General features: G+C 43.0%; 19 protein-coding genes and 1 pseudogene. 12 read left to right on the forward strand and 8 right to left on the reverse strand.

Annotated features, from left to right (window positions below):
• Positions 1-316: 316 nt before the first annotated feature.
• Complete coding sequence (locus QME03_RS11010) at positions 317-1,054, reverse strand: SIMPL domain-containing protein (RefSeq protein WP_025817594.1); 738 nt, start codon at positions 1,052-1,054, stop codon at positions 317-319.
• 343 nt (positions 1,055-1,397) lie between these two features.
• Here QME03_RS11010 and QME03_RS11015 point away from each other — a divergent pair, with 343 nt between their 5' ends.
• The 7 genes from QME03_RS11015 (at position 1,398) to QME03_RS11045 (ending at position 5,720) form a co-directional block, all read left to right on the forward strand.
• On the forward strand, positions 1,398-1,988 hold the full coding sequence (locus tag QME03_RS11015) for a hypothetical protein (protein WP_025817596.1): 591 nt from the start codon (positions 1,398-1,400) through the stop codon (positions 1,986-1,988).
• Between the two features lie 19 nt (positions 1,989-2,007).
• On the forward strand, positions 2,008-2,571 hold the full coding sequence (locus QME03_RS11020) for a cob(I)yrinic acid a,c-diamide adenosyltransferase (protein WP_025817598.1): 564 nt from the start codon (positions 2,008-2,010) through the stop codon (positions 2,569-2,571).
• A 60-nt stretch (positions 2,572-2,631) separates the two neighbouring features.
• Positions 2,632-2,853 (forward strand): DUF2795 domain-containing protein, encoded by a 222-nt coding sequence (locus QME03_RS11025; RefSeq protein ID WP_009231301.1) that lies wholly within the window; start codon positions 2,632-2,634, stop codon positions 2,851-2,853.
• A 301-nt stretch (positions 2,854-3,154) separates the two neighbouring features.
• Positions 3,155-3,943, forward strand: coding sequence for a polysaccharide deacetylase family protein (locus QME03_RS11030; protein ID WP_345740175.1), 789 nt, complete (start codon positions 3,155-3,157; stop codon positions 3,941-3,943).
• Entirely contained in the window at positions 3,940-4,902 is a 963-nt protein-coding gene (locus QME03_RS11035) for a glycosyltransferase family 2 protein (protein WP_281724388.1), read from the forward strand. The genes QME03_RS11030 and QME03_RS11035 overlap by 4 nt, the downstream gene beginning before the upstream one ends.
• The gene (locus QME03_RS11040; protein ID WP_281724402.1) at positions 4,880-5,299 is read left to right on the forward strand and encodes a GtrA family protein; all 420 of its coding nucleotides are present in this window, start codon (positions 4,880-4,882) and stop codon (positions 5,297-5,299) included. The genes QME03_RS11035 and QME03_RS11040 overlap by 23 nt, the downstream gene beginning before the upstream one ends.
• 100 nt (positions 5,300-5,399) lie before the next feature.
• Entirely contained in the window at positions 5,400-5,720 is a 321-nt protein-coding gene (locus QME03_RS11045) for a hypothetical protein (RefSeq protein ID WP_281724389.1), read from the forward strand.
• A 192-nt stretch (positions 5,721-5,912) separates the two neighbouring features.
• On the opposite strand, the gene QME03_RS11050 is transcribed toward QME03_RS11045, so the two are convergent.
• Positions 5,913-8,813 carry a hypothetical protein gene (locus QME03_RS11050; protein ID WP_281724390.1) on the reverse strand — a complete coding sequence of 967 codons (2,901 nt, stop codon included), beginning with the start codon at positions 8,811-8,813 and terminating at the stop codon, positions 5,913-5,915.
• 90 nt (positions 8,814-8,903) lie between these two features.
• Here QME03_RS11050 and QME03_RS11055 point away from each other — a divergent pair.
• A pseudogene (locus tag QME03_RS11055) lies at positions 8,904-9,735 on the forward strand (transposase).
• Positions 9,736-9,850: 115 nt separating this feature from the next.
• Here the strand turns inward: QME03_RS11055 and QME03_RS11060 are convergent.
• Both QME03_RS11060 and QME03_RS11065 read right to left on the reverse strand, forming a co-directional pair.
• On the reverse strand, positions 9,851-10,501 hold the full coding sequence (locus QME03_RS11060; protein ID WP_281724391.1) for a hypothetical protein: 651 nt from the start codon (positions 10,499-10,501) through the stop codon (positions 9,851-9,853).
• Positions 10,502-10,512: 11 nt separating this feature from the next.
• A complete protein-coding gene (locus QME03_RS11065; RefSeq protein WP_281724392.1) occupies positions 10,513-12,210 on the reverse strand; it encodes a hypothetical protein in 1,698 nt (565 codons plus the stop codon).
• Between the two features lie 275 nt (positions 12,211-12,485).
• Here QME03_RS11065 and QME03_RS11070 point away from each other — a divergent pair, with 275 nt between their 5' ends.
• Both QME03_RS11070 and QME03_RS11075 read left to right on the forward strand, forming a co-directional pair.
• Positions 12,486-12,614 carry a hypothetical protein gene (locus QME03_RS11070; RefSeq protein ID WP_281724393.1) on the forward strand — a complete coding sequence of 43 codons (129 nt, stop codon included), beginning with the start codon at positions 12,486-12,488 and terminating at the stop codon, positions 12,612-12,614.
• Positions 12,615-12,650: 36 nt separating this feature from the next.
• A complete protein-coding gene (locus QME03_RS11075; RefSeq protein WP_281724394.1) occupies positions 12,651-12,983 on the forward strand; it encodes a hypothetical protein in 333 nt (110 codons plus the stop codon).
• Positions 12,984-13,723: 740 nt separating this feature from the next.
• On the opposite strand, the gene QME03_RS11080 is transcribed toward QME03_RS11075, so the two are convergent.
• Positions 13,724-14,929, reverse strand: coding sequence for a glycosyltransferase family 87 protein (locus QME03_RS11080; protein WP_281724395.1), 1,206 nt, complete (start codon positions 14,927-14,929; stop codon positions 13,724-13,726).
• Between the two features lie 129 nt (positions 14,930-15,058).
• Positions 15,059-17,209, reverse strand: a complete 2,151-nt coding sequence (gene feoB, locus QME03_RS11085) for a ferrous iron transport protein B (RefSeq protein ID WP_281724396.1) — start codon at positions 17,207-17,209, stop codon at positions 15,059-15,061.
• A 347-nt stretch (positions 17,210-17,556) separates the two neighbouring features.
• On the opposite strand from feoB, the gene QME03_RS11090 reads away from it, so the two are divergent.
• Together QME03_RS11090 and QME03_RS11095 are read left to right on the forward strand one after the other, a co-directional pair.
• Positions 17,557-17,961 carry a hypothetical protein gene (locus QME03_RS11090; protein ID WP_281724397.1) on the forward strand — a complete coding sequence of 135 codons (405 nt, stop codon included), beginning with the start codon at positions 17,557-17,559 and terminating at the stop codon, positions 17,959-17,961.
• Positions 17,962-18,028: 67 nt separating this feature from the next.
• The gene (locus QME03_RS11095) at positions 18,029-18,376 is read left to right on the forward strand and encodes a hypothetical protein (protein WP_281724398.1); all 348 of its coding nucleotides are present in this window, start codon (positions 18,029-18,031) and stop codon (positions 18,374-18,376) included.
• A 105-nt stretch (positions 18,377-18,481) separates the two neighbouring features.
• Here the strand turns inward: QME03_RS11095 and QME03_RS11100 are convergent, their stop codons facing one another.
• Both QME03_RS11100 and priA read right to left on the reverse strand, forming a co-directional pair.
• Positions 18,482-19,480 (reverse strand): metal-dependent transcriptional regulator, encoded by a 999-nt coding sequence (locus tag QME03_RS11100; RefSeq protein WP_281724399.1) that lies wholly within the window; start codon positions 19,478-19,480, stop codon positions 18,482-18,484.
• Positions 19,481-19,592: 112 nt separating this feature from the next.
• Positions 19,593-21,863: a replication restart helicase PriA gene (priA, locus tag QME03_RS11105; protein WP_281724400.1), complete on the reverse strand. Its 2,271-nt coding sequence runs from the start codon at positions 21,861-21,863 to the stop codon at positions 19,593-19,595.
• Between the last annotated feature and the right edge of the window lie 1,760 nt (positions 21,864-23,623).

A 23,623-nucleotide genomic window follows, 5' to 3' on the forward strand; every position in this document is an offset into this window, starting at 1 on the left:
AGTTCATGAGTTTATTGGTTCATAAGTTTGTGAGTTTATAAGTTGTGAGTTCATGTGTTTATTGGTTCATAAACAAGCTCTTGCGTTATTAGTACATGCTTTTGTATACACAAGCGTTTAAGGGATCATGGGTTAAACCAGCTTATTTGCCTATTTACTTTACCTTATACACCCTAAACTCCCCAAGGGGAAGATAATCCAGCAACGACTATAATGACCCGAATACAACAATAAAAAATAAGTCCCGAACGCAGCAAACGTTGCGTTTGGGACTTCTGTTTATGTAATAGGGCTACCAAGAACCCGTTAGCATGGTTTATTTCACGCGATAAGTTGTTTTAACGGTGATGCTAGCCACCTTTTCTTTGCTGCTGGTGTTGAATGTTCCGCCCCAGCTGTATTCTTCGTCGCTGTTAAGACCCACGATTTGGAAAACACCCATTGTTGAAGATACAACCGAACCCACTTTCGAATCGCTACCTTTAGCAATGGTTTGAGCACGTTCGTATGCGTTGGCCGATGCTTGGTTAAGCATTTCCATCTTCAGGTCGTTCAGTTTCGTGTAGTAGTACAGTGGTTTCTCGCTACTGAAATCCATACCACTGTTGTACAGTTCAGAGATACGTTGGTAAACCCCTTCCACGCGTTTGAGATCGTTCGAGCTAACCGTGAAAGTCTGCGAAACCGAGAACCCATCTTCAAGCGTTACGTATTTTCGGCTGTCTTCGTCCCAAAAGTCTTTTGTGCGTTTGCTGATATCCACGCTGCTCAATGTAATTTCCTTTTCAGGAATGCCATGCGTTTGTAGGTACTTGCTCATCACGCGAGCTGATTTCTCAAACTCGGTAAAGGCCGAACTACGAGTTGAACCCTCTGCGTTAACCGTAATTTTCCAAACGATGAGGTCGCTTGTTATTTCTTTTTCGGCCATACCCGTTACACTGATTACGGGTTGTCCTTCTCTAAAGTTTTTAAAACCCGATGCAATAAACCATGCACCAATAACAACCACCAGGCCAATAATTGCGGTGACTACGATTTTTGTTTTATCCATACGATGAAATTTTGTGAGTATTGTTGTTTATCTGTTATTTAATTGATTCGATTTTATGCGCGGTTATAGATGATGTATTTAGTTGTTGAGTTATATTGAAATGCTATTACCCTGATTGATTATCGTTGTCCACATTGTTGTGCCAGCTCTTCATCGGTCAGTAGTGGCCTTTCTATAACTTTGTTTTGCAAAAATAGTGAAAATAACGCTATGTTGTTTTCTTTTCAGCATATTTTTTTATTATCCTTACTTTTTAATGGTTTTAGTTTTTGCCATCGCTATTGTTTCCGTTTTAAATGATTAACTTTGCATACTTCATCAATTATAAATATATATCACGAAAATGTATCATCTCGAACGATTATGGATTTGGCTCACCCGACTCACTTGTTGCCGTGGATTTGGCATACAATCGCCGTCGGCTTATTCGTTCGTACGATATGTAGTGAACGAGCATTACCCCTATTACGCCTATGCCGACCTGTGTCAGCAGCTGCCCAACATCTCAAAAAGAGAGCGCAAGTTGGGCGAATTTTTCTTTAGGTTGGCCAATTTTGCCCAAGCCGAACGTTGGATTTGTTGCCAGTCGTCGCCTCATTGGCTTGCACCTTATGTGCAAACAGCATGCAAACGCACCCAACTTACCCATTTGCAGCCCTGCAATATACCATCGCTTACACCCTTCGAACAGCCTGTTGTTTTACATCTTCAGGAAGTAGAGCATGCCGAAGAAATATTCGAGCAGTTGTTGTCCAAATTCAACGCGCACACCATTCTGCTTGTCAACGAAGTGAGTAAGTCGGCCCATGCTCGCCAATTGTGGCATCGTTTGCAGCAGGACAAGCGTGTTGGCGTAACGTTCGACCTATATTATTGTGGTGTGGCGTTCTTCGATAGTGCCCGCCCTAAACAACATTACGTCATTAATTTTTAACCTCATTCAGCTACTAGAGATGAAAATATACACCAAAACAGGCGACGAGGGTTTTACAAGCCTAGTAGGCGGAACGCGTATAGATAAGTCGCATGTTCGCATTGAGGCCTACGGCACAGTGGATGAACTTAATTCATCTTTGGGATATCTGCTAGCCCTTGGTCCTGATGGTGCACATGCACCGCAGATAGAAGCCATTCAGCAGCAGCTTTTCAACATCGGTTGCCATCTTGCCACCAGTTCGCAGGCGTCGTTACAGCCGTCTTGCCACCGTTTGCCCTTACTATCGGCCGAGAGCATCGCCCTTTTAGAGCAAGACATCGACCAAATGCAGAGCCAATTGCCACCGCAAACCCAATTTATACTACCTGGAGGAACTCCCCTTTCAGCCTGGGCGCACGTGTGTCGCACCATTTGTAGACGCGCCGAGCGAAGCGTTGTGACCCTCTCGCATACAGATGCGGTATCGCCCGTTATCTTACAATACCTCAATAGATTATCCGATTATCTCTTTGTTTTAGCTCGTTTTATCTGTTTTAATGCACATTTACTTGAAAAAACTTGGCAAAACACTTGCAAATAACAATAAAAGTGTTATTTTTGCAGCCTAAACCGAGAACATTAACAAGAAAAACGATAAGATATGTATTGGACATTGGAATTGGCATCTAAACTAGAAGATGCACCTTGGCCAGCAACCAAGGAAGAACTCATAGACTATGCTATGCGTTCGGGCGCACCTTTGGAGGTGTTAGAGAACTTGCAAGAGATTGAAGACGAAGGCGATGTCTACGAGAGTATCGAAGATATTTGGCCCGATTATCCCACAAAAGAGGATTTCCTCTTCAACGAAGACGAATATTAAATCAAAAGGGGGAGATGTGTTTGATGTTGTTCAAACCATCTCCCCCTTTAATTTATTCTTCCCTTTCGTCCGCTTATCATCTGTTTGCAGCTAAGCTTTATTCAGCGCAAAAAGGGCATCAGGTAGAGCAAAGTTACAAAAGGTTAGCACTCTAGTGAAGCATACAGCCTTAAAAGTAGGAGCACGAAGTTGATAATGCGTTTTTCTTTCGTGCGTTAAATGCCCATGATGAACAGTGAAAAAACATCATTGTTGCCAATTATTTTAGTAACTTTGCAGCATGCAAACAAAAGACAAAGAGCTGATATTGCTAAGTTTCGACACCGAAGAGTTTGATGTGCCACGCGAACATGGCGTAAACATCAGCTTGGAAGAGGGTATGCGCGTGTCGGTAGAGGGTACAACGCGCATTCTTGATTGCCTGAAACGCAATGGCGTGTGTGCCACTTTTTTCTGCACGGGTAACTTTGCCGAGCAGGCACCGCGCCTTATTCGCCGCATCATGGACGAGGGACACGAGGTGGCTTGCCATGGTGTGGACCATTGGAAGCCCGTTCCCGAAGACGTGTGGCGCTCAAAAAACATTCTCGAACGTGTGGCTGGCGTCCCCATGCATGGCTATCGGCAGCCCCGAATGTTCCCCGTGAGCGACGACGCACTGGCCGAGGCTGGCTATTTGTATAATTCGTCGCTCAATCCCGCCTTCATTCCTGGTCGTTATATGCACCTCACCACGCCCCGCCGATGGTTTATGAAAGGCTCAGTGATGCAAATCCCCGCATCGGTTACGCCCCTTTTGCGGTTCCCTTTGTTTTGGCTGTCGCTGCACAATCTGCCTCAATGGCTTTATCACGCCATGGTTAGGCGCGTGTTGCGACACGATGGTTATTTGGTAACCTATTTTCATCCGTGGGAGTTCTACGACCTTAACGACCATCCCGAATATCGTATGCCCTTCATCATTCGCAACCATAGCGGCATGGATATGGTTAACCGATTAGACCGTTTGGTGAAGATGATGAAACGGCGCGAAGCCGAATTTATTACCTACACCGACTTTGTGAAACGTAAAAAGGGAAAAGAAAGATGACGCGACTGGCTATTGTTTCGCCTTGTTATAACGAAGAGGCAGTGCTTAACTCGTCGGTAGCCCGACTAACCGACTTACTTGACACGCTTGTTAAGAGTGGCGAGGTGTCGGCCAAAAGTATGATAGTGTTTGTAAACGATGGTAGCAGCGATGCCACTTGGCAGCTTATTTGCCAACATCAGCGCCAAAACAATTACGTGCGAGGCATCAATCTAGCCCGAAACGTAGGCCATCAAAATGCCATTATGGCCGGAATGCTCACTGCTAGACATTGGGCTGATGTGGTGATAACCATCGATGCCGACCTGCAAGACGACCTGCAAGCCATACCGCGTATGCTGCAACATCATCGTGAAGGAAGCGATATTGTTTATGGGGTGAAGGTGTCGCGCAAGGCCGACCCTGTTTTTAAGCGCCTTTCGGCTGTGGCGTTCTATAAGCTGCAATCTAAAATGGGCGTTAAAAGCGTGTTTAATCATGCCGACTTTAGATTGATGAGCCGCCGAGCACTCGACATTCTCGCTGGATATGGCGAACGCAACCTCTATCTACGCGGACTAATCCCGATGATAGGACTTGAAAGTAGCACCGTAGACGATGTTATTAGCGAACGCACTGCAGGCACTTCCAAGTACACTTTAAAAAAAATGCTGTCGCTTGCCCTGGATGGCATCACCTCGTTTTCGGTTCGCCCCATATACCTTATATTATATATAGGCTTCTTTTTCATCTTCCTTAGTTTGGTGGCGGGCGTGTATGTTGTGCATGCGCTTGTGGTGCATACAGCCTATCCCGGTTGGGCTTCCATCATGTTAAGCTTGTGGCTCATAGGCGGAGTGATACTCTTATCTATTGGAATTGTAGGTGTTTATGTAGGAAAGATATACACCGAGGTGAAAAATAGACCATTGTTTAACATATGCGAGATAGTGGGTGATGACGATGACGCAGCTGTTTAAGCGTTGGTGGCAGGGCAATCCGACCTTTCGTGCGCATTTTTGGCGCGTGTTTCGCTTTGGCATTGTGGGCGTGTTGTGCACGGCTTTGCACTATGGGGTGTATTGTTTGTGTTTGCTTGTTGTCAATGCCAACGTGTCTTACACCGTAGGTTACGTGGTTGGTTTGTTGTGCAACTATGTGCTAACCACCTATTTCACCTTTCAAAGTAAGGCCACTCGTGGCAATGTTGCGGGTTTTGTAGCGAGTCATGCGGTGAACTATCTCATGGAAATGGGTTTGCTCAACCTCTTTCTTTGGTGGGGACTTAGCAAACTGTTGGCTCCAATCGTGGTAATGGCCGTTGCCGTTCCGATAAACTTTTTGTTGCTGAATGTGGTGTATAAAAAGCGAGGTTAAGGGACGGCCTCACCCCCAACCCCTCTCCAACGGGCGAGGGGAGTAATATGTTTTGCCGATTACGGGTGGGAACTTCCCATCTTTATATTATGAAGTCGCCTTGACTTTTAAAGTATCTATACAAGGATGCAAGAAAAGGAAGACGACCAATGCCATATATGTCACCGACAGCCAAGGAATAACGCTTGCCATGTCCACTCCCGTTTCGGGTTCGCACAACGATGTTGACAACAACTCTGAGGTGCTTTCTGAATTGTTCTCGGGACTTAATTCCTCGGCCTGGCCCGTATCGGGAAGCTTTCTTAACGCAGATGTGGGTTTTGACACTGAACAGTTCAGACGGAGATACCATGAACACGGGGGTTCCCAAACGCTGCCTTCAACAAACACCGAGGAAAGCAAAGGGAGGAAGAACACCTAGACGAATTGTTGTATAAGCAGAGCTATTGCATTGAAAGAACCAATGCGTGGATAGATTCATACAGAAACGTACTGAATAGGTTTGATACGCCACTATCTAGTTGGAAGGCATGCAACTATATAGCATTCATAGTAATTCTTCTCAAGAAGACAAGAAAGGGAGAAAAGTCAAGATGACTTCACTATAATTGACTTATATTCCAAGGATCTTTGGCTGAAATTCTAAATCTATGAATAGCCCTTCTTTAAACGACTCAAATATTCTTATAATTAAGTCTACTAACATGCTATTCTTATAATCATCATTATTTTCCCAACTCCAACTGCGTCCATACCCACTGGCAATTTCCGATTTAGAATAGTGATACTCAAAAACCTTTGACTCATTGTGATTAGTTAAATCAGGGACAATTTCCATAAGAATAGACCTTACCAATTTATTGGGAACTTCCTCAAACTCAATGACAATGTCTTTATAATATGTCTCAAGATCCCCTCTATCCCCTACGCGCCAAGATGCTTCCATATAATCTTTGGCTGTCATATTGATAATACTGGAGATGTAACTAACTATTCTTTGGTTACTTATAATATCAATTTCCTCCTGTTCGATCTCTATTGAGAGATTGTTTAACACATTAACTGTAATATATGATAATACGGTGTTAACACTATAGTCGCTACTTTTTGCCAACTCAATTCTAACACATTTTCCATTTTCCTCAAAATGATTGCCAACAATCCGTTCAATCAGGCTTATGTCGTTTTTGTCTATGTCATGGAGATCCTCTTTTTTAAACTCAACTATGAAATTGGTATGGTCAATAATTGTTGCCTTCCAGATTACTGACAAAAAATTTGAGTGCTTCTTATAGTCGGCATATGAAAGCGCAACTTGCATTTTCTTAAGATCTATTCCATGAGGTGCGACATCAAATCCAAACGCGCTTTGAACTTCGCTCCAATATGCCAATAATTTTCTTTCGGCATCAAGACGTTCTGCGATGTTGCGATATTCTCTTTCTTTGATTGAATAATATTTCCTCAACCAAAGTATCTTTTCGCTTATGTTACTTTTTGTTAAGCATGGTGTAGAAGTGATAATATCTACTATTGCATGACTACAATAACGAAGTCTTTGTAATATGCCTGAAGCGTCCCCATTAACTCCAATATCAAGCAACTCCTTCTTTATATCATCTTTTGTTGCAAGGTCAAAACCAAAATATCTAGATTGGCTTAAAATAATTCTGTCGTGGGATGATAATTGACTAATAAAAGTGTTGACTGCATCTGTCCCTCTTAAATTGTAAATGAATTGTCCTAGAAAATACCCCCTTTTACCATCAGGAGCTGAATCTGTTATAAAATCTCCTTTTGAATTGCAATTGTTCTTAATAATGTATAGAATATCCTCTAGTAAAGTCAGCCATTTGTCTGTTTCAACACTGAATATTTTCCCACAGTCTATAATATCATCTATGCTTTTGGTTTTAATCAATTCTTCAATTGTAACTGGAACGACCTTATCAGCAAACATGTGGAAATAATTGTAGATTTGCCTCAAAGAACCTTTCGCCAAAATCCCTTCTGCCGACCGGTTAATTATTAAATCACGCTCTTCATCATCGAAAATGTCTTTAAAGTCCATTATGAAAATTTCATCATACTTAGATTCATACATGTGCTTACAGAACAAAGAACGATAACAATCTTTTATAATCACTCGAACTTGTTCAACACAATTTTCAAGTATGAATTGGTTGCCATTGGTAATTTCTTTTATTGCTGTATAAATATCATGACCTCCCCAATGATATTCATTTAGAGTAATATCTTTTAGGATTTGTGGTATGATCTGCAAAAGTGCTTCGACAATAGCACCTTTCACCATCTCTTGTACGTAAGAGTCATTACTGTAGAACTTGTTGGAGATATTATTTGTGAAACAGCTTAATCTATAGATGCCATATTCGGATTTCAAGAAATCAGAGATTTCCTTTTTTATTTCACCAACCTCTTCGTTATCAATAGATAGATGTATTTTATGTTCTTGTTGAGAATCTATAAAGTCTTCATATATTTTAAGGAAGTTGATTTTTTCTTTCTTTGTTTCATTCGCTATATTAGCAATATAGGAATTAATTCCATCATGCATTTGCTCTTTTATCAGTTGCAAATATTTAAGCTTTAATTCTTCTGAATAGGAATCAAGCAATGAAGTGAACTCAGTTTTAGGTAAATAATGATTACGCAATCTCTTTTTCTTTTCTTCTTCAGTAAAATAACATTCAAAAGCCCTCCTATCATTGAGAATTTTTTCTAGCTTACATATTTTGTGCTTTTCTACACACTCTTTGGGTATTTTAAATTCTGGACTCAATTCTCCAGCGATTTCCAATAGTATACTAGTAGGTGTAAATGGTTGTAATGAAGGATGTTGCCTGACGACTTCTTTTGATGTTTCAAGATCTATAGCACCAAACATATACTTAATAGCATTATGTTCATTCTCCTTATTACCATAATTCCCGTTAAGGGTGCGATAATATTCTTTTTCACCCCCTGCTGCATAAATTAGTTTTGATATTCCAACCAAGAGTGCATCTGGACCTTTTTGTGTATATTCTCTACAATATTCACGTATCAATTCATATCGAAATATTCCTGATTTAGATAAAATGCTAACCTTAACTTTGTTCTCGATAATTTCATCAGACCTATAGCGATGGCGAATACGCTCTTTGAGTGTATAGACAATGAAATTATTATTGTTATAATAAGTAAGAACCAACTCTCTATATTTCTCTATATTATACTGTCTGACATTAAGTGCCCTTAGTTTACCATTTTGAAATGATGGTTGGAATACAACGAGCTTATTTAGTTTTGGAAGCTCTCCAAACGACTCCTTATCAATATAGAAATTTTGGGTAGATGCTGCAAATCTTTTATTGTGGGACATTCCCAGGTTGTTAGAAACTACATAACCAAATCCTTTTTCTGTACTATAGAATTTGATGATGCCTATAAACAATTGTTTTCCGAAAGGAAACCTAATGTTTGATGTCTTTTTGTTGTTTTCGAAGTCCATTAGTTGAAGTTGTCTTGACTTTTAATATTTCTATAAACTAAGAGGAGTTTGTTGTCTTTGCGCTACTAAACCAAGATAAACACTCCTCTCATGTACGAAGTACTTGACAAAGATACGATAAAATCTGAAATTCTGCCGCTTTTGTCTGTGACAAAATGTGGGTGTGTCCTTAAAAGGCGATCAAGCGGAAGTCATTTAATGTATTCTCTACAAGTTGAAAACAGGCTGTCAATGGCATATACTTCCTGTCTCATCTTTCTTCACGGGGAGGGTGTTGCATGATAAAACGGTGCATGGGCATTTCCGCAAATGGTCGAGAAATGGTGACTGGGAGAAGATGTGGGGCATCGTTTTGCACCATTATAGGTCTTTCTTGGACATGTCCGGCGTGGAGTTGGGCGGCAGTCCCACCCCCGCCCTTCGTGTTGGGGAGTGCTGTGGCTATCAAGTACGCAAGAAAAGGAAGACGACCAATGCCATATATGTCACCGGCAGCCAAGCAATACCGCTTGCCATGTCCACTCCCGTTTCGGGTTCGCAAAACGATGTTGGCAACATCTCTGAGGTGCTTTCTGAATTGTTCTTGGGACTTAATTCCTCGGCCTTGCCCGTATCGGGACTCTTTCTTAACGCAGATGCGGATTTTGACACTGAACAGTTCAGACGGGGATACCATAAACGCGAGGTTTTCCCAAGCGTTGCATTCAACAAACGCCGAGGAAAGCAGAGGGAGGAAGCATTCCTAGACGAATTGCTGTATAAGCGGAGGTTTTGCATTGAAAGAACCAATGCGTGGATAGATTCATACAGAAACGTACTTAATAGGTTTGATACGACGCTATCTAGTTGGAAGGCATGGAACTATATAGCATTTATACTAATTCTTCACAAGAAGATAAGGATGGGAGAAAAGTCAAGATGACTTCACTATAAAGTGCCCTTGCCAGTTTAGTATGCAATGTTAGAGTCAAGTATGTTTATTATTCAGATTTTTTGAATAACGAGTGGAGAAGAGCTACCAATTCTTCTAACATATCCTAACCAATTTTTTGTGTTGCTGTACTACCTGACATATCAAAGTCATCCATGAAATCTTTAACTTCATTTACCGCGACACCTTTCCATTCTCTTTTGAACTCTTCCACAAGAAAAGGTTCCATATCATAAGAAGACAGATTGATGCCTACGTCATGGCTGACAACCAAGTCATTTAGGTCTTTTCTATCTGGAGCAACCACTATTATATCCTCTGTGGGGAAATCCTTAAAATCGAACTCTTTGCCATTTATTCGCCATTCCCTTAGATATTCAAAATCAGATGTGTCGCCATTCAAGCGTAAAGCTCGCCACTCAAGTTCTTCGGGTATTAATTCCTTTTCATCATCATAATAATAGATGACGTTTCTTGCACCAAAGTCGCGTACCAGTATATCTCGAGAAAATCCGATACCAAAAGATAAGAACATCGTTTTCTCCGTCCTATTTACATTGGTTTCAAAGAATCTAACAATAGATGTCAAGGGAGATGCAGAAATACAAATGTACCCTCTCTCACTTTTAAGCTTCATCTCATTTAAGATGTTAGTCATTGTTTCTAGGAAATCAGGTGTCTCCCCTTTAATAATATGAAAGAGGTAAGGACTATAATCTCTTCTTGCTTTCCTAAATTTGTCGTTGTAAATATACATTGATGTATATTTTATGCGTTACTTAGTATTTTGTCTAACGATTCGTATAAATTACTGAATAGATAATGTAGCTCAGGCTTCGAAAACGTTCTTCCATGATAACGTGTTCTAATGAAATGATAGAATGATGGCTTAAACTGCATATTTGGTTTCTCCAAATACCTAGACTGATATTCATCTAGAAGTTCATTGAATTTGATGTTTCCATTGTGAAAATCGTTCATCAACTTGATAAAGCAGTCCATATTAATAATAATAGGTAGTTTTAGTTTACCAGCAAGTGAACTATATCTTTTTTTTGCGATTTCTATAAACCTAAACATTACCAGTTCATTAACACCATAGGCATCATAGACACTGTTGGTTGTTACAATTATAGGATAGATTTTGTCACCAATAGTATATGGCTTATCAAATTTTGAAAGGCTATTATCGTTAATGTACTTATCAATAGTAAAGAGTAATTGAGCCCCACCTTTGCGATTGGAAGTGCTATCCTTACATATTTTATCCAAAAGTTCTTTCTTTACTTTTTCTAGGTCTGTTGAGTATCTTATGTCATTATTAATTAGCAAATCTTTGCACTCAAAGAAAAAAATGTTGTTACCGTCTCTTAGGTAGTAGTCTGGAGGTGCTACAACACCAGGGAAGTCTGTCCCTCGTTTTTTGATTAGGGTAGTGGAAGTGAAAGACTTGTCCATAATCGTATAGAAAAGATGTTCTTCTGAAAATGTACCTCCTAACATAGATTTAAGAACAGTAAAGTCTTTTATGCTATCGGCAATAGAATCAGTTCCTTTGCGTTTTTCTATGGCGTTCCATGCATCAAAGACAAGTCCTTCATAGAATTTATCTATTAAAAAAGTTGGATTCAAAAGGAGAAATGAATCATCGTCAATCTTAACGAAGAAATGATTTCTTAAATATTTTATACCTTTATTCTTGTCCTTGCATAGTTGCTCTTGGGTGTTTATATCTATACAATAATTATCTAGAAACCAGTGGGTGGCCTCAGGAAGCAAATTTTTTCTAAGAATGTAATTTGTTGTGGCCTCTTTAAATAGCATAAATACGTCAAGAAGGTACTCTTGAAAATTATTTTTCCCTTTATCACAAATTAGCCATTTAGAAATCGTATTATATGGAGTTCTGTTTTCACAAAAAACGAAGAATTCGTTTGCTTTATACAATTGAGCATGAAAATCCGCAGGAAATCTGAACTCTGTGACAGGTACATCTACTTTTAAGTTAAGATCTAATGCATTTAAATTTTCAATGTTGTTTTGTTGAACTCCAAGCCATAAGCTAGAACAATAAAGATATAACTTATATACTAACACCTTTTGTTCTGGAGTTAATTCAGTAGTTTTGTTTTGTTTGTCTGAGTATTGTAGGATATACATCTCAAAATAAATCGTACTAGTATTATCAATTAAATACGGATTATCTGGTCCAACAATAAATGAATCTAACCGTGACAATACCTTTTCTTCATTAGGAAAAGATAACCTAAGTTCAAATAATTCATTTTTTTGTCCTTCTAAGTCTGACAAGCAGTAGTAGAAATTTTTGTGCTTTGCAACAATGAAATTCAAAGCAGCAAGATATGGAATATCTTGTGCTATGCTTGCTATATTTACAGACGAGAAATCATCAAATAAAGTCTCGTATGCAAGGCATGTCATTATAAGCTCTTCTGTATTTGCCATGAATGATATTTCTGTATTGTTGTTTTTTATTTTGAAAAGTGTTTAGCACTGACTGTACATATTATTGAAGTCGTCTTGACTTTTAATATTTCTATAAATTAAGAGGAGTTTGTTGTCTTTGGGCTACTAAAACAAGATAAACACTCCTCTCATGTGCGAAGTACTGGACAAAGATACGATAAAATCTGAAATTCTGCCGCTTTTGTCTGTGACAAAATGTGGGTGTGTCCTTAAAAGGCGATCAAGCGGAAGTCATTTAATGTATTCTCTACAAGTTGAAAACAGGCTGTCAATGGCATATACTTCCTGTCTCATCTTTCTTCACGGGGAGGGTGTTGCATGATAAAACGGTGCATGGGCATTTCCGCAAATGGTCGAGAAATGGTGAATGGGAGAAGGTGTGAGGCATCGTTTTGCACCGTTATAGGTTTTTCTTGGACATGTCCAGAGTGGAATTGGACGGCAGCCACACCACAGCCCTTCGTGGTGGGGAGTGCTGTGGCTATCAAGGACGCAAGAAAAGGAAGACGACCAATGCCATATATGTCACCGACAGCCAGGGAATACCGCTTGCCATGTCCAATCCCGTTTCAGGTTCGCACAACGATGCTTACAACATCTCTGAGGTGCTTTCTGAATTGTTCTCGGGACTTAATCCCTTGGCCTTGACTGTATCGGGACTCTTCCTTAACGCAGATGATGGTTTTGACACTGAACGGTTCAGACGGGGATGCCATAAACGCGAGGTTTTTAAGGGGCTGTTAAAACGGTAAGCATATTTTACAAAATGCACTTTTTGGCCGAACAATTCTAGAGAAAAACACCTTGAAAAACCCCTATAAAATGCGCTTAAGTGATAAAAACAGCAGCCAACATTGCAAGCTTTTTCCGCAGCTTTTTGCCATTTACTATGCTTTTGCCTTTCTCTTTGAAGAAAAGTTGTCCGAATTTTGGGCTCGAAACAACATGAAAATACAGTTTAAACGTTTGTGATGGCATCGCATTTAGCACCAAAACGCATTGCATTTAGCACCAAAACGCATTGCATTTAGCATCAAAACGCAAGGCTTTTAGCACCAAAACGCAATGCTTTTAGTATCCAAACGCACTGCATTCGGCTTAAATAGCCCTCAAGGAATAGACAAAGAATTTATAAACACTTGATAACAAGCGATTTATAGGTTAGAACGTAAATACCTCTTCAAGGCTGTTAGTCGCGCGTATAATTATGCCGAAATCCTTGATTAAAGGCCAAAAGGAGGTATATTTTTACGTTTTTGTAGATAAATGTCAGTAAACCAGCGTGTTACAAACTTCAAAAATACGCGCGAATTTTTGCCCAACGGCCAGAGAATTTGTGCCGAGGGCACTCATAATGTTAAAATGCGGTGCGAATATTTTACATTATTATGATTGTTGTTCTGCCCCCTTGCATGTTTTAAACCCCAAAGCCCATGGTTATATTATGGCTTATACGCATTTTGTTAGAAGGTTCTGCCTGTTGTTTGGCTTATCATTCCTCTTGCCCTTTGGTGAGCTTTTGTGGGCGAGGTAGATAACTCTTCGTCATCATTTCCCAGCAAAGTTTCAGCCAAACGATAAGGCAGGGCAAGGCTTTGAGTGAGTAAGCTTGGATGTATTCGCGCTTGATGGTGCGCGGATAAAGGTCGGACGAGCCCATGCTCGACAGCAAGAAAACGAAGACTAGTAGCCAAATATCGGCCTTGCCACGCTGCCAAGGAGCAGCAAAATACCACACGCACACGCCACTAAGGGCAATGATGTACGAACTAGACTCGCTACCCGTGCTGAAAAGCACCGTGAAGAGCAGCACCGAGGCCAGTATGGTTGTGCGGAAACCCTCGTTGCGCCATTCTTTAAAACGAAGGTAGGGCAGGGCGAAAAGCACAAGGGCGGGGGCTAAAATTAGTAGGTCGCTGTATTGGGGGTTGCCCAACACGCGCCTAACCATGCCCAATGCCGAGATGTTTTGCGCCACCGAGGCCAGGTTTTCGCCGTTTTTCTCTATCAGGCACACATACCAAGCATGGTATTGCCCCACCACATAGGCGGGACTGCTAATAATCATTGGTGCCACGAATAACACAACAGCCCAGAACAACAACGACAGCACGAACTTGCCCTTATGCCGGGAGAAGAAGAAAAAGGCCAAACCAACGATGCCATAGAGTTTAACAAAGGTGCCAAGTACGATGAGGCAGGCCGCCCAAAAGTCGCGCTCTTTCTCTATCAAGGCGTAACTGGCAATGATAATGGCAGCAATGGCGATGTTGAATTGCTGCATAAAAAGCGATGTGAGCAGAGTTTCGCTACAAAACCAAAGCACAAACATCTGTTGCCAACTGCTAAACGTGCTGCGCGTAACCGCAAAATAGAGGGTTAGCGAGAGGGCGATGCACCAGAATACCAAGCCCAAGGGGATGGGCATGAGTGCGAAGGGAGCAATCACAAGCGAGAAAAACGGACCGTAATGGTTTACGTCGAAGTATTCGGCTGGATAGCTTTCGTAAAGAGATGTGCCTTGCACGGTGTGCCAAAACACACCTCGGAAGATGCGGTAATTGTTGTCGGTGCGATTATATTTTAGAAGAGCAGCAAGCACAGAGAGGGCTAACCACAGCCAAAGAATGGTGCGGCGATCGCGAAAAAGTGGTTTGGTAAATAACGATTTAGCTTTTGTTGCAATGGTTGTGTACATGTTGTGCGAGTTTTTGAGATAGTAAGTTTTTTAGTTTTTAGTTGATGCGTTTACGAGTTGGCGAGTTTTTAGTTGATGTTTTTGAGGTTTATGAGTTGGTGTGCCTTATCCATTCATAAACACACCCGTTCAAACCACCATTCTCCACACTGTGGCGATGAGCATTGTTACCACCACACCCAGCACAAGGGGCAGCAAAGTGGCCACAGTGGTCCATTTAAGGCTCTTTGTTTCTTTATAGATGGTGTAAATAGTGGTAGAACAAGGATGGTGTAAGAGGCAGAACACCATGAGGCAAACGGCCGTTAGCACGTTCCATCCGCCCAACAGCAGTATTTGTTTGGTTTGTTGTTCGGTGCCTTCCATCAGCACGCCAGCTGCGCCCATGTCGCTTTGTCCCAACACAAGCATCGTCAGCATCATTACCGTTGGTATAACAATCTCGTTGGCGGGAATGGCCAACACGTAGGCAAGAAGTATCACGCCGTTCAGCCCCATCAGCCATCCGGGCTTGTCGAGTAGCGATATAAGGTGCTGGGCAATGGTGGCATCGGCCACGTGGATGTTGCAGCAAAGCCATATCAATGCGCCTGCCGGGGCGGCAAACACAAGGGCACGCCACAGCACAATCAGTGTGCGGTCGATGATAGAGGTGTAAAGCGTTTGCCAAAACTGGGGCGGACGATAGGGTGGAAGTTCGAGATGGAAGGTGGAAACCTCGCCGCGAAGGATGGTTCGCGACAGCAGCCACGAACTGCCGAACATGAAACCAACGCCCATAAGCACCACCGTCATCACCGCTACCAGCGAAACCATGCTGCTATATTGTGCAGGAACGGCTGCGCCGATAAACAGTGTGGCCAACAATATCTGTGTGGGCCAGCGGCCATTGCATAGCGAAAAGTTGTTGGTGATGATGGCAATGAGCCGTTCGCGTTGGCTGTCGATGATGCGTGTAGACACTACGCCTGCCGCATTGCAGCCAAAACCCATGCTCATGGTTAGGGCCTGCTTGCCGTGCGCCCCCGAACGGCGAAACAATTCGTCGAGGTTGAAGGCCACGCGAGGCAGATAGCCGAAATCTTCGAGCAAGGTGAAGAGGGGGAAGAAGATGGCCATAGGCGGCAACATCACCGATACCACCCATGCCGTGGCCAGGTAAACGCCATCTGCAAGCAAACCCGTGAGCCACCAAGGGGCGTGCATGGACACGAAAGCATCGTGTAGGGCAGGGTGAATGATGCCCACCAACAATTGGTTGAGCCAGTCGGAGGGATAGTTAGAGCCGATGATGGTGAGCCAAAACACGCCACACAGCAAGGCCAACATGATGGGGAACCCCCAGATGCGGTGGGTAAGTATGCGGTCGAGTTTAACGTCTAACGGCAGCCGTCCGCGTTGGTTGCCCTGCGTAACCACCTCGCTGCAGATCTGTCCTGCCTGTGTGTAGATGTCTTCCACCCACAGGTCGTGGAAGTTACTGCCTATTTCGAGCAGCAATTTTTCGGCAAGTGCGTTTAGTTCGGTGTTTCCGAAACGCTCTTTCACGCTTGTGTCGCCCTCGATTAGCCTGAAAGCAATCCACTCTGCGTTGGAAATGTCGGGGTGTGTCTCGGCTATTTTGCGCGCCAACTCCTTGACATGCTGCGCGGCATGTGGCGGAAGGTTGGTAGCCCGGTGAGGTTTGCACTGGTATTCGCCCACTGCCACTTGTCGCATGCTTTCCAATAGGCGGTCGATGCCTTGTCCCGAGCGAGCCGAAGCACCCACCACGGGAATGCCCAGACGTCGCGAAAGCGCATTCAGATTGATGTCTATCTTGTTGCGTTTAGCCTCGTCGAGCAGGTTAACACACAGCACCGCCTTATCCGTAATCTGCAAAACCTGCAGAATAAGGTTCATGTTGCGTTCCAGTCGTGTGGCATCGGCCACCATAACCGTAACGTCGGGTTGACCAAAGAGAATAAAGTCGCGTGCAATTTCCTCGTCTTCCGAAGTAGACGAGAGCGAGTAAGTGCCAGGCAGGTCTACAATTCTGTAGGTATCTTTTTGATAAGCGAAGTAGCCTTCAGCCTTACCCACCGTTTTTCCAGGCCAGTTTCCGGTGTGCTGTTTCAGTCCTGTGAGGGCGTTAAACACTGTGCTTTTGCCCGTGTTAGGGTTACCAGCCAGTGCCACAACGAAGCGTTCGCCACCCGCTTGCGCCCCACGTCGTTGTAAAGTGTGCATGGCCGCTTTAGGGCAAGCGTCGCAGGGAGATGTATTTTGTTTGTTGGGCATAGTTGTCATTGTTGTTAGGTGTACGGCCGTTTGTAGCAAATAGTTGCTTTTTGTGCCGTGGCCATCTGCAAAGTTACCATTTTTATGGCAATTAGCATGCTGCTTCGAGTGTCTGTTTTGTGTCAATACCTAGCAAAGGGGATGGCAGAAGCAGTTGAAGGAGTGGGTAATTGTGGCGCTTGGTGCAAGATGAATGGGCTAATAATGCGGCTCAATTGGTTGGAATGCCCTATTTTTGAAGATGTATATAAAAATAGTTGTTGCATTTTTTTTTACGTGATGTGATTTTTATATATTTGCAAGCACATCATTAAACAGAATAGATGCAATGATGTTACTAAACAAATGTGAAACTTAAAGTAAGAAAGATGGATGCAAGAGGTAAAACAATCTATGCTTGTTTGACGGTGTTGATATTTGTGGCTTGGTTTGTAGCCTCAACCCTTGTGATGAATTTTAGCAAGCAAGTGCCAGGTTCGTCTGCTATGGTGTTCTGTGTGGTGGTTTATCTAATAGAGAGAATTTTTTCGAAAAACAAAGAACAGAAAGTGATGTTACACAGCTTTTTGTTTGTCTTTACGCTGTTGCTCGTAAAGCAAGCAATGCAAATGGACCTTAAGCCCTTACTTCCAACGTATGGATGGATGGTTGTGGGAATGGTTATTGTTTGTGGCATTAGCTTTATTGCGCGTAAAACAAAGCTCATAAATACAGAGGAAACACCTAATAAGGGCGACGAAAACGCAGACTAATAGCCCACTTAGGCGCAAGAAACGCTTTTTTGTAGATTTTCAACAACGTGAAATAAAATAAGAAACGATGAGTAAAAAACTGAAAAAGGTGTATCTAACACTTGCTATTGCTTTATTAATTGGCATGGGCTTATACACCTATCTCAACCATATACCCAAGGCCGAAGCCTTTGGTTACGAGAGTATGGTGTTTTGTATTTTGGGTTATCTAGCGTATAGACCCTTTAGCAAGCAAGACGAATTTCGGGTAATTGTGTTTACCTTTCTTACGATGGCCCTACTTAGAGGTACAGCGTTATTACCCCAATTTAGTTTTAACAACATGATAATGGCTTGGGGATGGTGTGTGCTTGGGTTAATCGTGGTGTGTCTAATTAGCTTTGTTGCACGCAAAACAAATCTCATAAAGGAGTAGGGATTGGCACAATCGCCACACCAACAACTAGTTTGGCGCATACGTTAAGAACTGGTTTGTAGCCCTTGGCATACAAGCCATTGGGAGAGATGCTGCCTATTGCCGTTAAGTGGCAGGTGTTTCACCCTCTTTTTGCACCAGCACAAACTTAGCTTGTTCGTGTCTTAAAGCGATGGCAGACCCGCGAACAACATAAGCAATGGGGTTGCCCATCGGGCTAGCCATATCAATGCTCACCACACTACCCTTAACAAATCCCAAGTCGAGCAGGCGTCGGCGAAGCGCTCCACGACAAGCAGGCGACAAAGCCACGATGCGTGCTTGCTCTCCAGCCTGCAGATGAATGAGTCGTTGGGCGTTGGCTTCAGGTAGATTTTCGGCTTCGGCTTTGCTAACAGGCTGCATGTTGATGGCTTCGAGCGCAGTGAGGGGAAGCGAGAAGCGTTCGCCCTCGTAGTTGAACATGATGGCGAGGTTGTCTATATGCGTGATATAGATGAGCGAATTTTTGGATAATCCCTTTTCGGTGATGAGCCTAAAGAGTTGTTTATCATCGTCTTCCACATGCGTTATGCGCCACCACGAGTAAGCTTCCACAGGTAGGCCACACTCGTAGTTATCAATAATGGCCAGCGAGGGTGTGGGGATGGGGTCGCCATGAGGGTCGAAGAGAGGGTTGCCCAGCAACGAAGCGATGCGCTCTTGTTCATCGGGAGTGATGCGATGTTCCATGCGGTGTGCTCGTTCGTGCCATTCGGAAGGGTCGTAACCCGAGTGTTCGGCCAGGTATTGTTCGTAGATGCGGTGTGCGCGGATAAGGCGAAGGGCGTGCAAGCGTCCCTTTTCGGTGAGTGTGAGCATGTCGTTGGCGGCTAGTTCGCCAGCCAAAATCAGAGCACCTACAATGTTGTTCATACCCTCACGGTTGGTGTTGAGGTCTGTTGCAGCCTCGTCAATCTGTTGTCGGGCAATAGACTCGTTGCGTTCGTATAAGTATTTAAGGAAGTCTTCTTGCTGTTCTTTGCTTCCCATACGGTTGTTGTGGCCAAGCAAACCCTTTGTTGCTTGCCACCATAGGCTTATGTTGTTTGTGGTTGTTGCCATGATTGAGTCTCCTTTTATCTTTATCGTAGGCGAGTTGGTAAGTAAATTTTCACGTATAAAACAAGTCTTTGACTTAATGTTTATACTCCTAAACGCCTTTAGAACCTCCTCCCTACAATGGGTCTACATCGTAGAACACGTGCAGGGTGGCGTATTTTTTATCTTTCATCATTTCTTTATGGGCGTAGTGCAAGCATTGTCTAACTTGTTCGCCACTAAGTGAAGGTTCGAGTTTTAATACCAATTTGCGAATGTGTAGCGACTTAATACGGGCCACAGCAGGCTTGTCGGGCCCTAGAAGTCGGTCGGAAAAAAACTGTCGTAATCGGCTACCCAGTTCAATTCCAGCTGTTTCGGCCACCTGTTCTTTGCTATGTTTGAGATAGATATACACCAAGCGATAAAACGGTGGGTATTTAAACAGGCGTCGTTCTTCGAGCAAGTCGGTATAAAACGCTTGGTAATCGTTGCGCACCACTTGTCCAATGACGGGTAGCTCGGGTGAGGTTGTTTGTAGCAAAACCAGTCCGCGCTTACCCTTTCTGCCAGCCCTTCCGCTCACTTGAGCCATCATGGTGAATGCCTGTTCGTAGGCTCTGAAGTCGGGATAGTTAAGCATCGCATCCGCATTAAGAATGCCCACCACGCTCACTTTGTCGAAATCCAGTCCCTTAGTAACCATCTGTGTGCCGATAAGCACATTGGTTTTACCCAGCGAAAAGTCTTGAATGATGCGTTCGTAAGCGTTTTTAGTGCGTGTGGTGTCTAGGTCCATGCGTGCAATTTTGGCATCGGGGAACAACTGTTCGAACAAGTCTTCAACCTTTTCGGTGCCATAACCGCGCCCCCTTAAGTTGGTTTCGTTGCAGTTGGGGCATTGCGAAGGCACGGCATAAGTAAAGCCGCAGTAGTGGCAAGAGAGCTGATTCATGTTCTTATGCAGCGTTAGCGACACATCGCAATTATCGCATTTAGGCACCCATCCGCAGGTGTGGCATTCAACCATAGGAGCAAAACCGCGTCTATTTTGGAACAAGATAACCTGTTCGCCGTGTTCGAGCGCCGTGCGTACGGCAGAGAGAAGGGCAGGCGAAAAAGGTCCATTCATCATTTTTCGGCGGCGAAGGTCTTTCACATCCACCACTTTAATTTCGGGTAGGGCAATATCATTGTAGCGCGTTTGTAGCTGCACCAGTCCGTACTTTCCCGTTTGGGCATTGAAAAACGATTCGGTTGAGGGCGTTGCCGTACCCAAAAGCGTTTGCGCGCCGTAATAGCTTGCCAGCATGATTGCGGCCGAACGCGCGTGGTAACGAGGTGCAGGGTCTTGTTGTTTGAAACTACCCTCGTGTTCTTCGTCGATGATAACCAATCCCAAACGTTGAAAAGGTAAGAACACCGCGCTTCTTGCGCCCAGTATCACCTCGTAAGGCGATGTCGAAAGTTGTTTTTTCCAAATCTCAACCCTTTCGGCATCGCTGTATCGCGAATGGTAGATACCCAGTTTATTACCAAACACCCGTTTGAGTCTCGACGTCATTTGCACGGTTAAAGCAATCTCGGGAAGAAGGTAAAGCACTTGTTTTTTTTCTTTCAGCGCCTTATTAATAAGGTGTATATACACTTCGGTTTTACCGCTAGATGTAACGCCATGCAAAAGCACCACGCGTTTTTTAAGAAACTGGAACACAATGTTGTTGTAAGCTTCTTGTTGTGCTTGGCTTAGCGTTTTGGGTTTTTCGGATGGTTCGGCATCGCTATTGTTGAGGCGTCCCACCTCTTTATGATATTCTCTAAGCAGTCCACGGTTGATCAAAGCCTTGATGATGGCGCTGCTAGCACCACTAACGTTCATTAGTTCCACGCGCGTAATCTCGGCCACGGGCAGCTGCGTTAGATTGTTTTCGATAGTGTCCCAATGGCTCAAGTGCAAGAAGTGGGTGAAGGCTTTAAGCTGTTGAGTGGCGTTTTTCAGCATATCGAGAGCGATGGCCAGCGCCTTATCGTTTTGAAAATTGTCTGACAAGGCCACATAGACCTCGGTTTTTGGTTGCCATCCCTCATCATCTTTCAGTCCTGCAGGCAATGCTGCAGTGTACACATCCCCAATAGGAGCCATATAATATTGAGCAATCCACTTCCAGAGGTCGAGCTGTTGAGGCAGCAACATGGGCATAGCGTCAACCACTTGCAGCACCTGTTTGGTTTCGAAAGCAGGTTTATCGTCGTGCATTCTCACCACCATCGCCGTGCAAGTTTTTGATGCGCCGAAGGGAACAAGCACGCGAATTCCCAGCTTTACGCCGCTACTCATATCGCTGGATATGGCATAAGTGAAGAAACCGTCGAGGGGTCGGGGTAATATAACATCTACATATCGCATGGGCAAAGCCGTGAATGGGGTTTGAGTTGTTGTCTGTGCACGTTATGATGGTGTGATTTTGCGAGCCAATTGATAGGTTCGGACTAACCAAACGCAAAGTTACAACTATTTATTTTAACCAGCTAAGGGGAGGACTAAGTTTTTCGGGTGTCGACTTTAGGTTGAGAATAAAGTAGGTTTCTGCTGTTCGCGCCAATTTATCAGTGTAAATCTGTCATTGGCACAGGCGTAAAAAGCACTTTTAGCGTAATGAATTTTCAGTATGATATGTTAGTGCTTTTTTAGAAGTGTTTAAAAACTACTTGGTAAAAAAGTGTAAATCTGTCATCAAAAATCGCCCATTTCATCGGTAAAACGATGCTTTTGTAAGACCAATGGCGCAATTGATATTAAAGTTATAATGTACGAAAAAGCTATTAAAATGTATGTTTTTACTAGTAAGAGATTTTGAAAAAACGCCTAACTTTGCCATTGAAATAATCAAACAGCCATAAACGGCTTAGACAAACCTTAAACGTGGTGCCGAAAAGCTTTATACAATAACAAGCGTGAGGCAAACAACACAAAAGGTAAGTCAAAAGGAATAGCGAAACATAACCCTTATATAAAAGGACGAAAAAGCGGGAAAGGTTGCAAGTGAGTGGCCATCCCACGTCAACAAGGCAACACATAAGAGGAACAAAACCTCAAAAGTGAAACCTGAAATAACGTAAACACAATAACTGCAAGAATACAACATCAGAAAGTCAACATTGTGATAGATAATAGAGTGACAACATATTTTTCATGAATACGTTGTGAAACGGTAGGTTGATAAACTGGATTTGACTTTAAAGACGCAATGAGGTAAACGTTGTGAGACGTGAGTCCTCAGATAGGGAAAGTAGGTCGAACGACCGAAGATCGCATCATTGGTGGATTTGAATAGTATGTTTAGTTTTGTTTTTTCTGCCAGCGGTCTTCCTTTCCCTGTTGTTTAAGAGTTGGAGGATGGATGTTTTGAAGCCTGTTTGTGTAAGTTATGGTTAGCATTATGCATTCGTTCAGACACTCATTAGTGTAAAAACAGAAACGGTAGTTGTTAAACAGCGGGAGTTACTTCTCGTCTATCCGCGAACTTTTTAACTATATCCAGCACTGTTGTCGATAAAACGCAATGTAATGACTGCCTAAAAGGTAACAAACCGCGATGTTGAAGGCTAGAAAGACGCGCAAAGCAGTAGTCAAAGCCTAGAAATGCAGTGATACATCAAGATATAACGGCAGCGACAAAGGGTCGTTAGCCGTTGAGAAGAACAAGTTCAGGTGCGGGATTAGGAGGCCAAGGCATGTAGAATACAACATTTTCTTTCGAATTATCTAGAACTCACTAACCCCCGAATACGAACATCACCTTATCTAATAGGCTTACCTCCGCAGCCTTGTTCTTTCTCAATGAGGCAACCAGAGATAAGAATGGCAGCCAAGAGCAATGACGATAAGTCAGCTCATCGCATAAACAAACAATAGACAATGAAGTGAACCCATAAATAAAATGTTTTTTTTCATAACCTACTATGAGGCAAGGCGTGAGCCTATCCCCCTAGTTCTAAGCCAACAATTGGTATTTAGGGTAACCTAAAATGTAATGTAGGAAGTTGTGGCTAAAAGACTTTAGATTGGAATTACATCCTTTTTTTGGTGTCAAAACCCCAAATGTACATCAAGACGCCACGTAAAAACAGTAAGAAAAATCAGTGGCGAAAGCGTTTTAAAACCAG

It is taken from the genome of Hoylesella shahii (genome assembly GCF_937990675.1).
Classification (GTDB): domain Bacteria; phylum Bacteroidota; class Bacteroidia; order Bacteroidales; family Bacteroidaceae; genus Prevotella; species Prevotella shahii.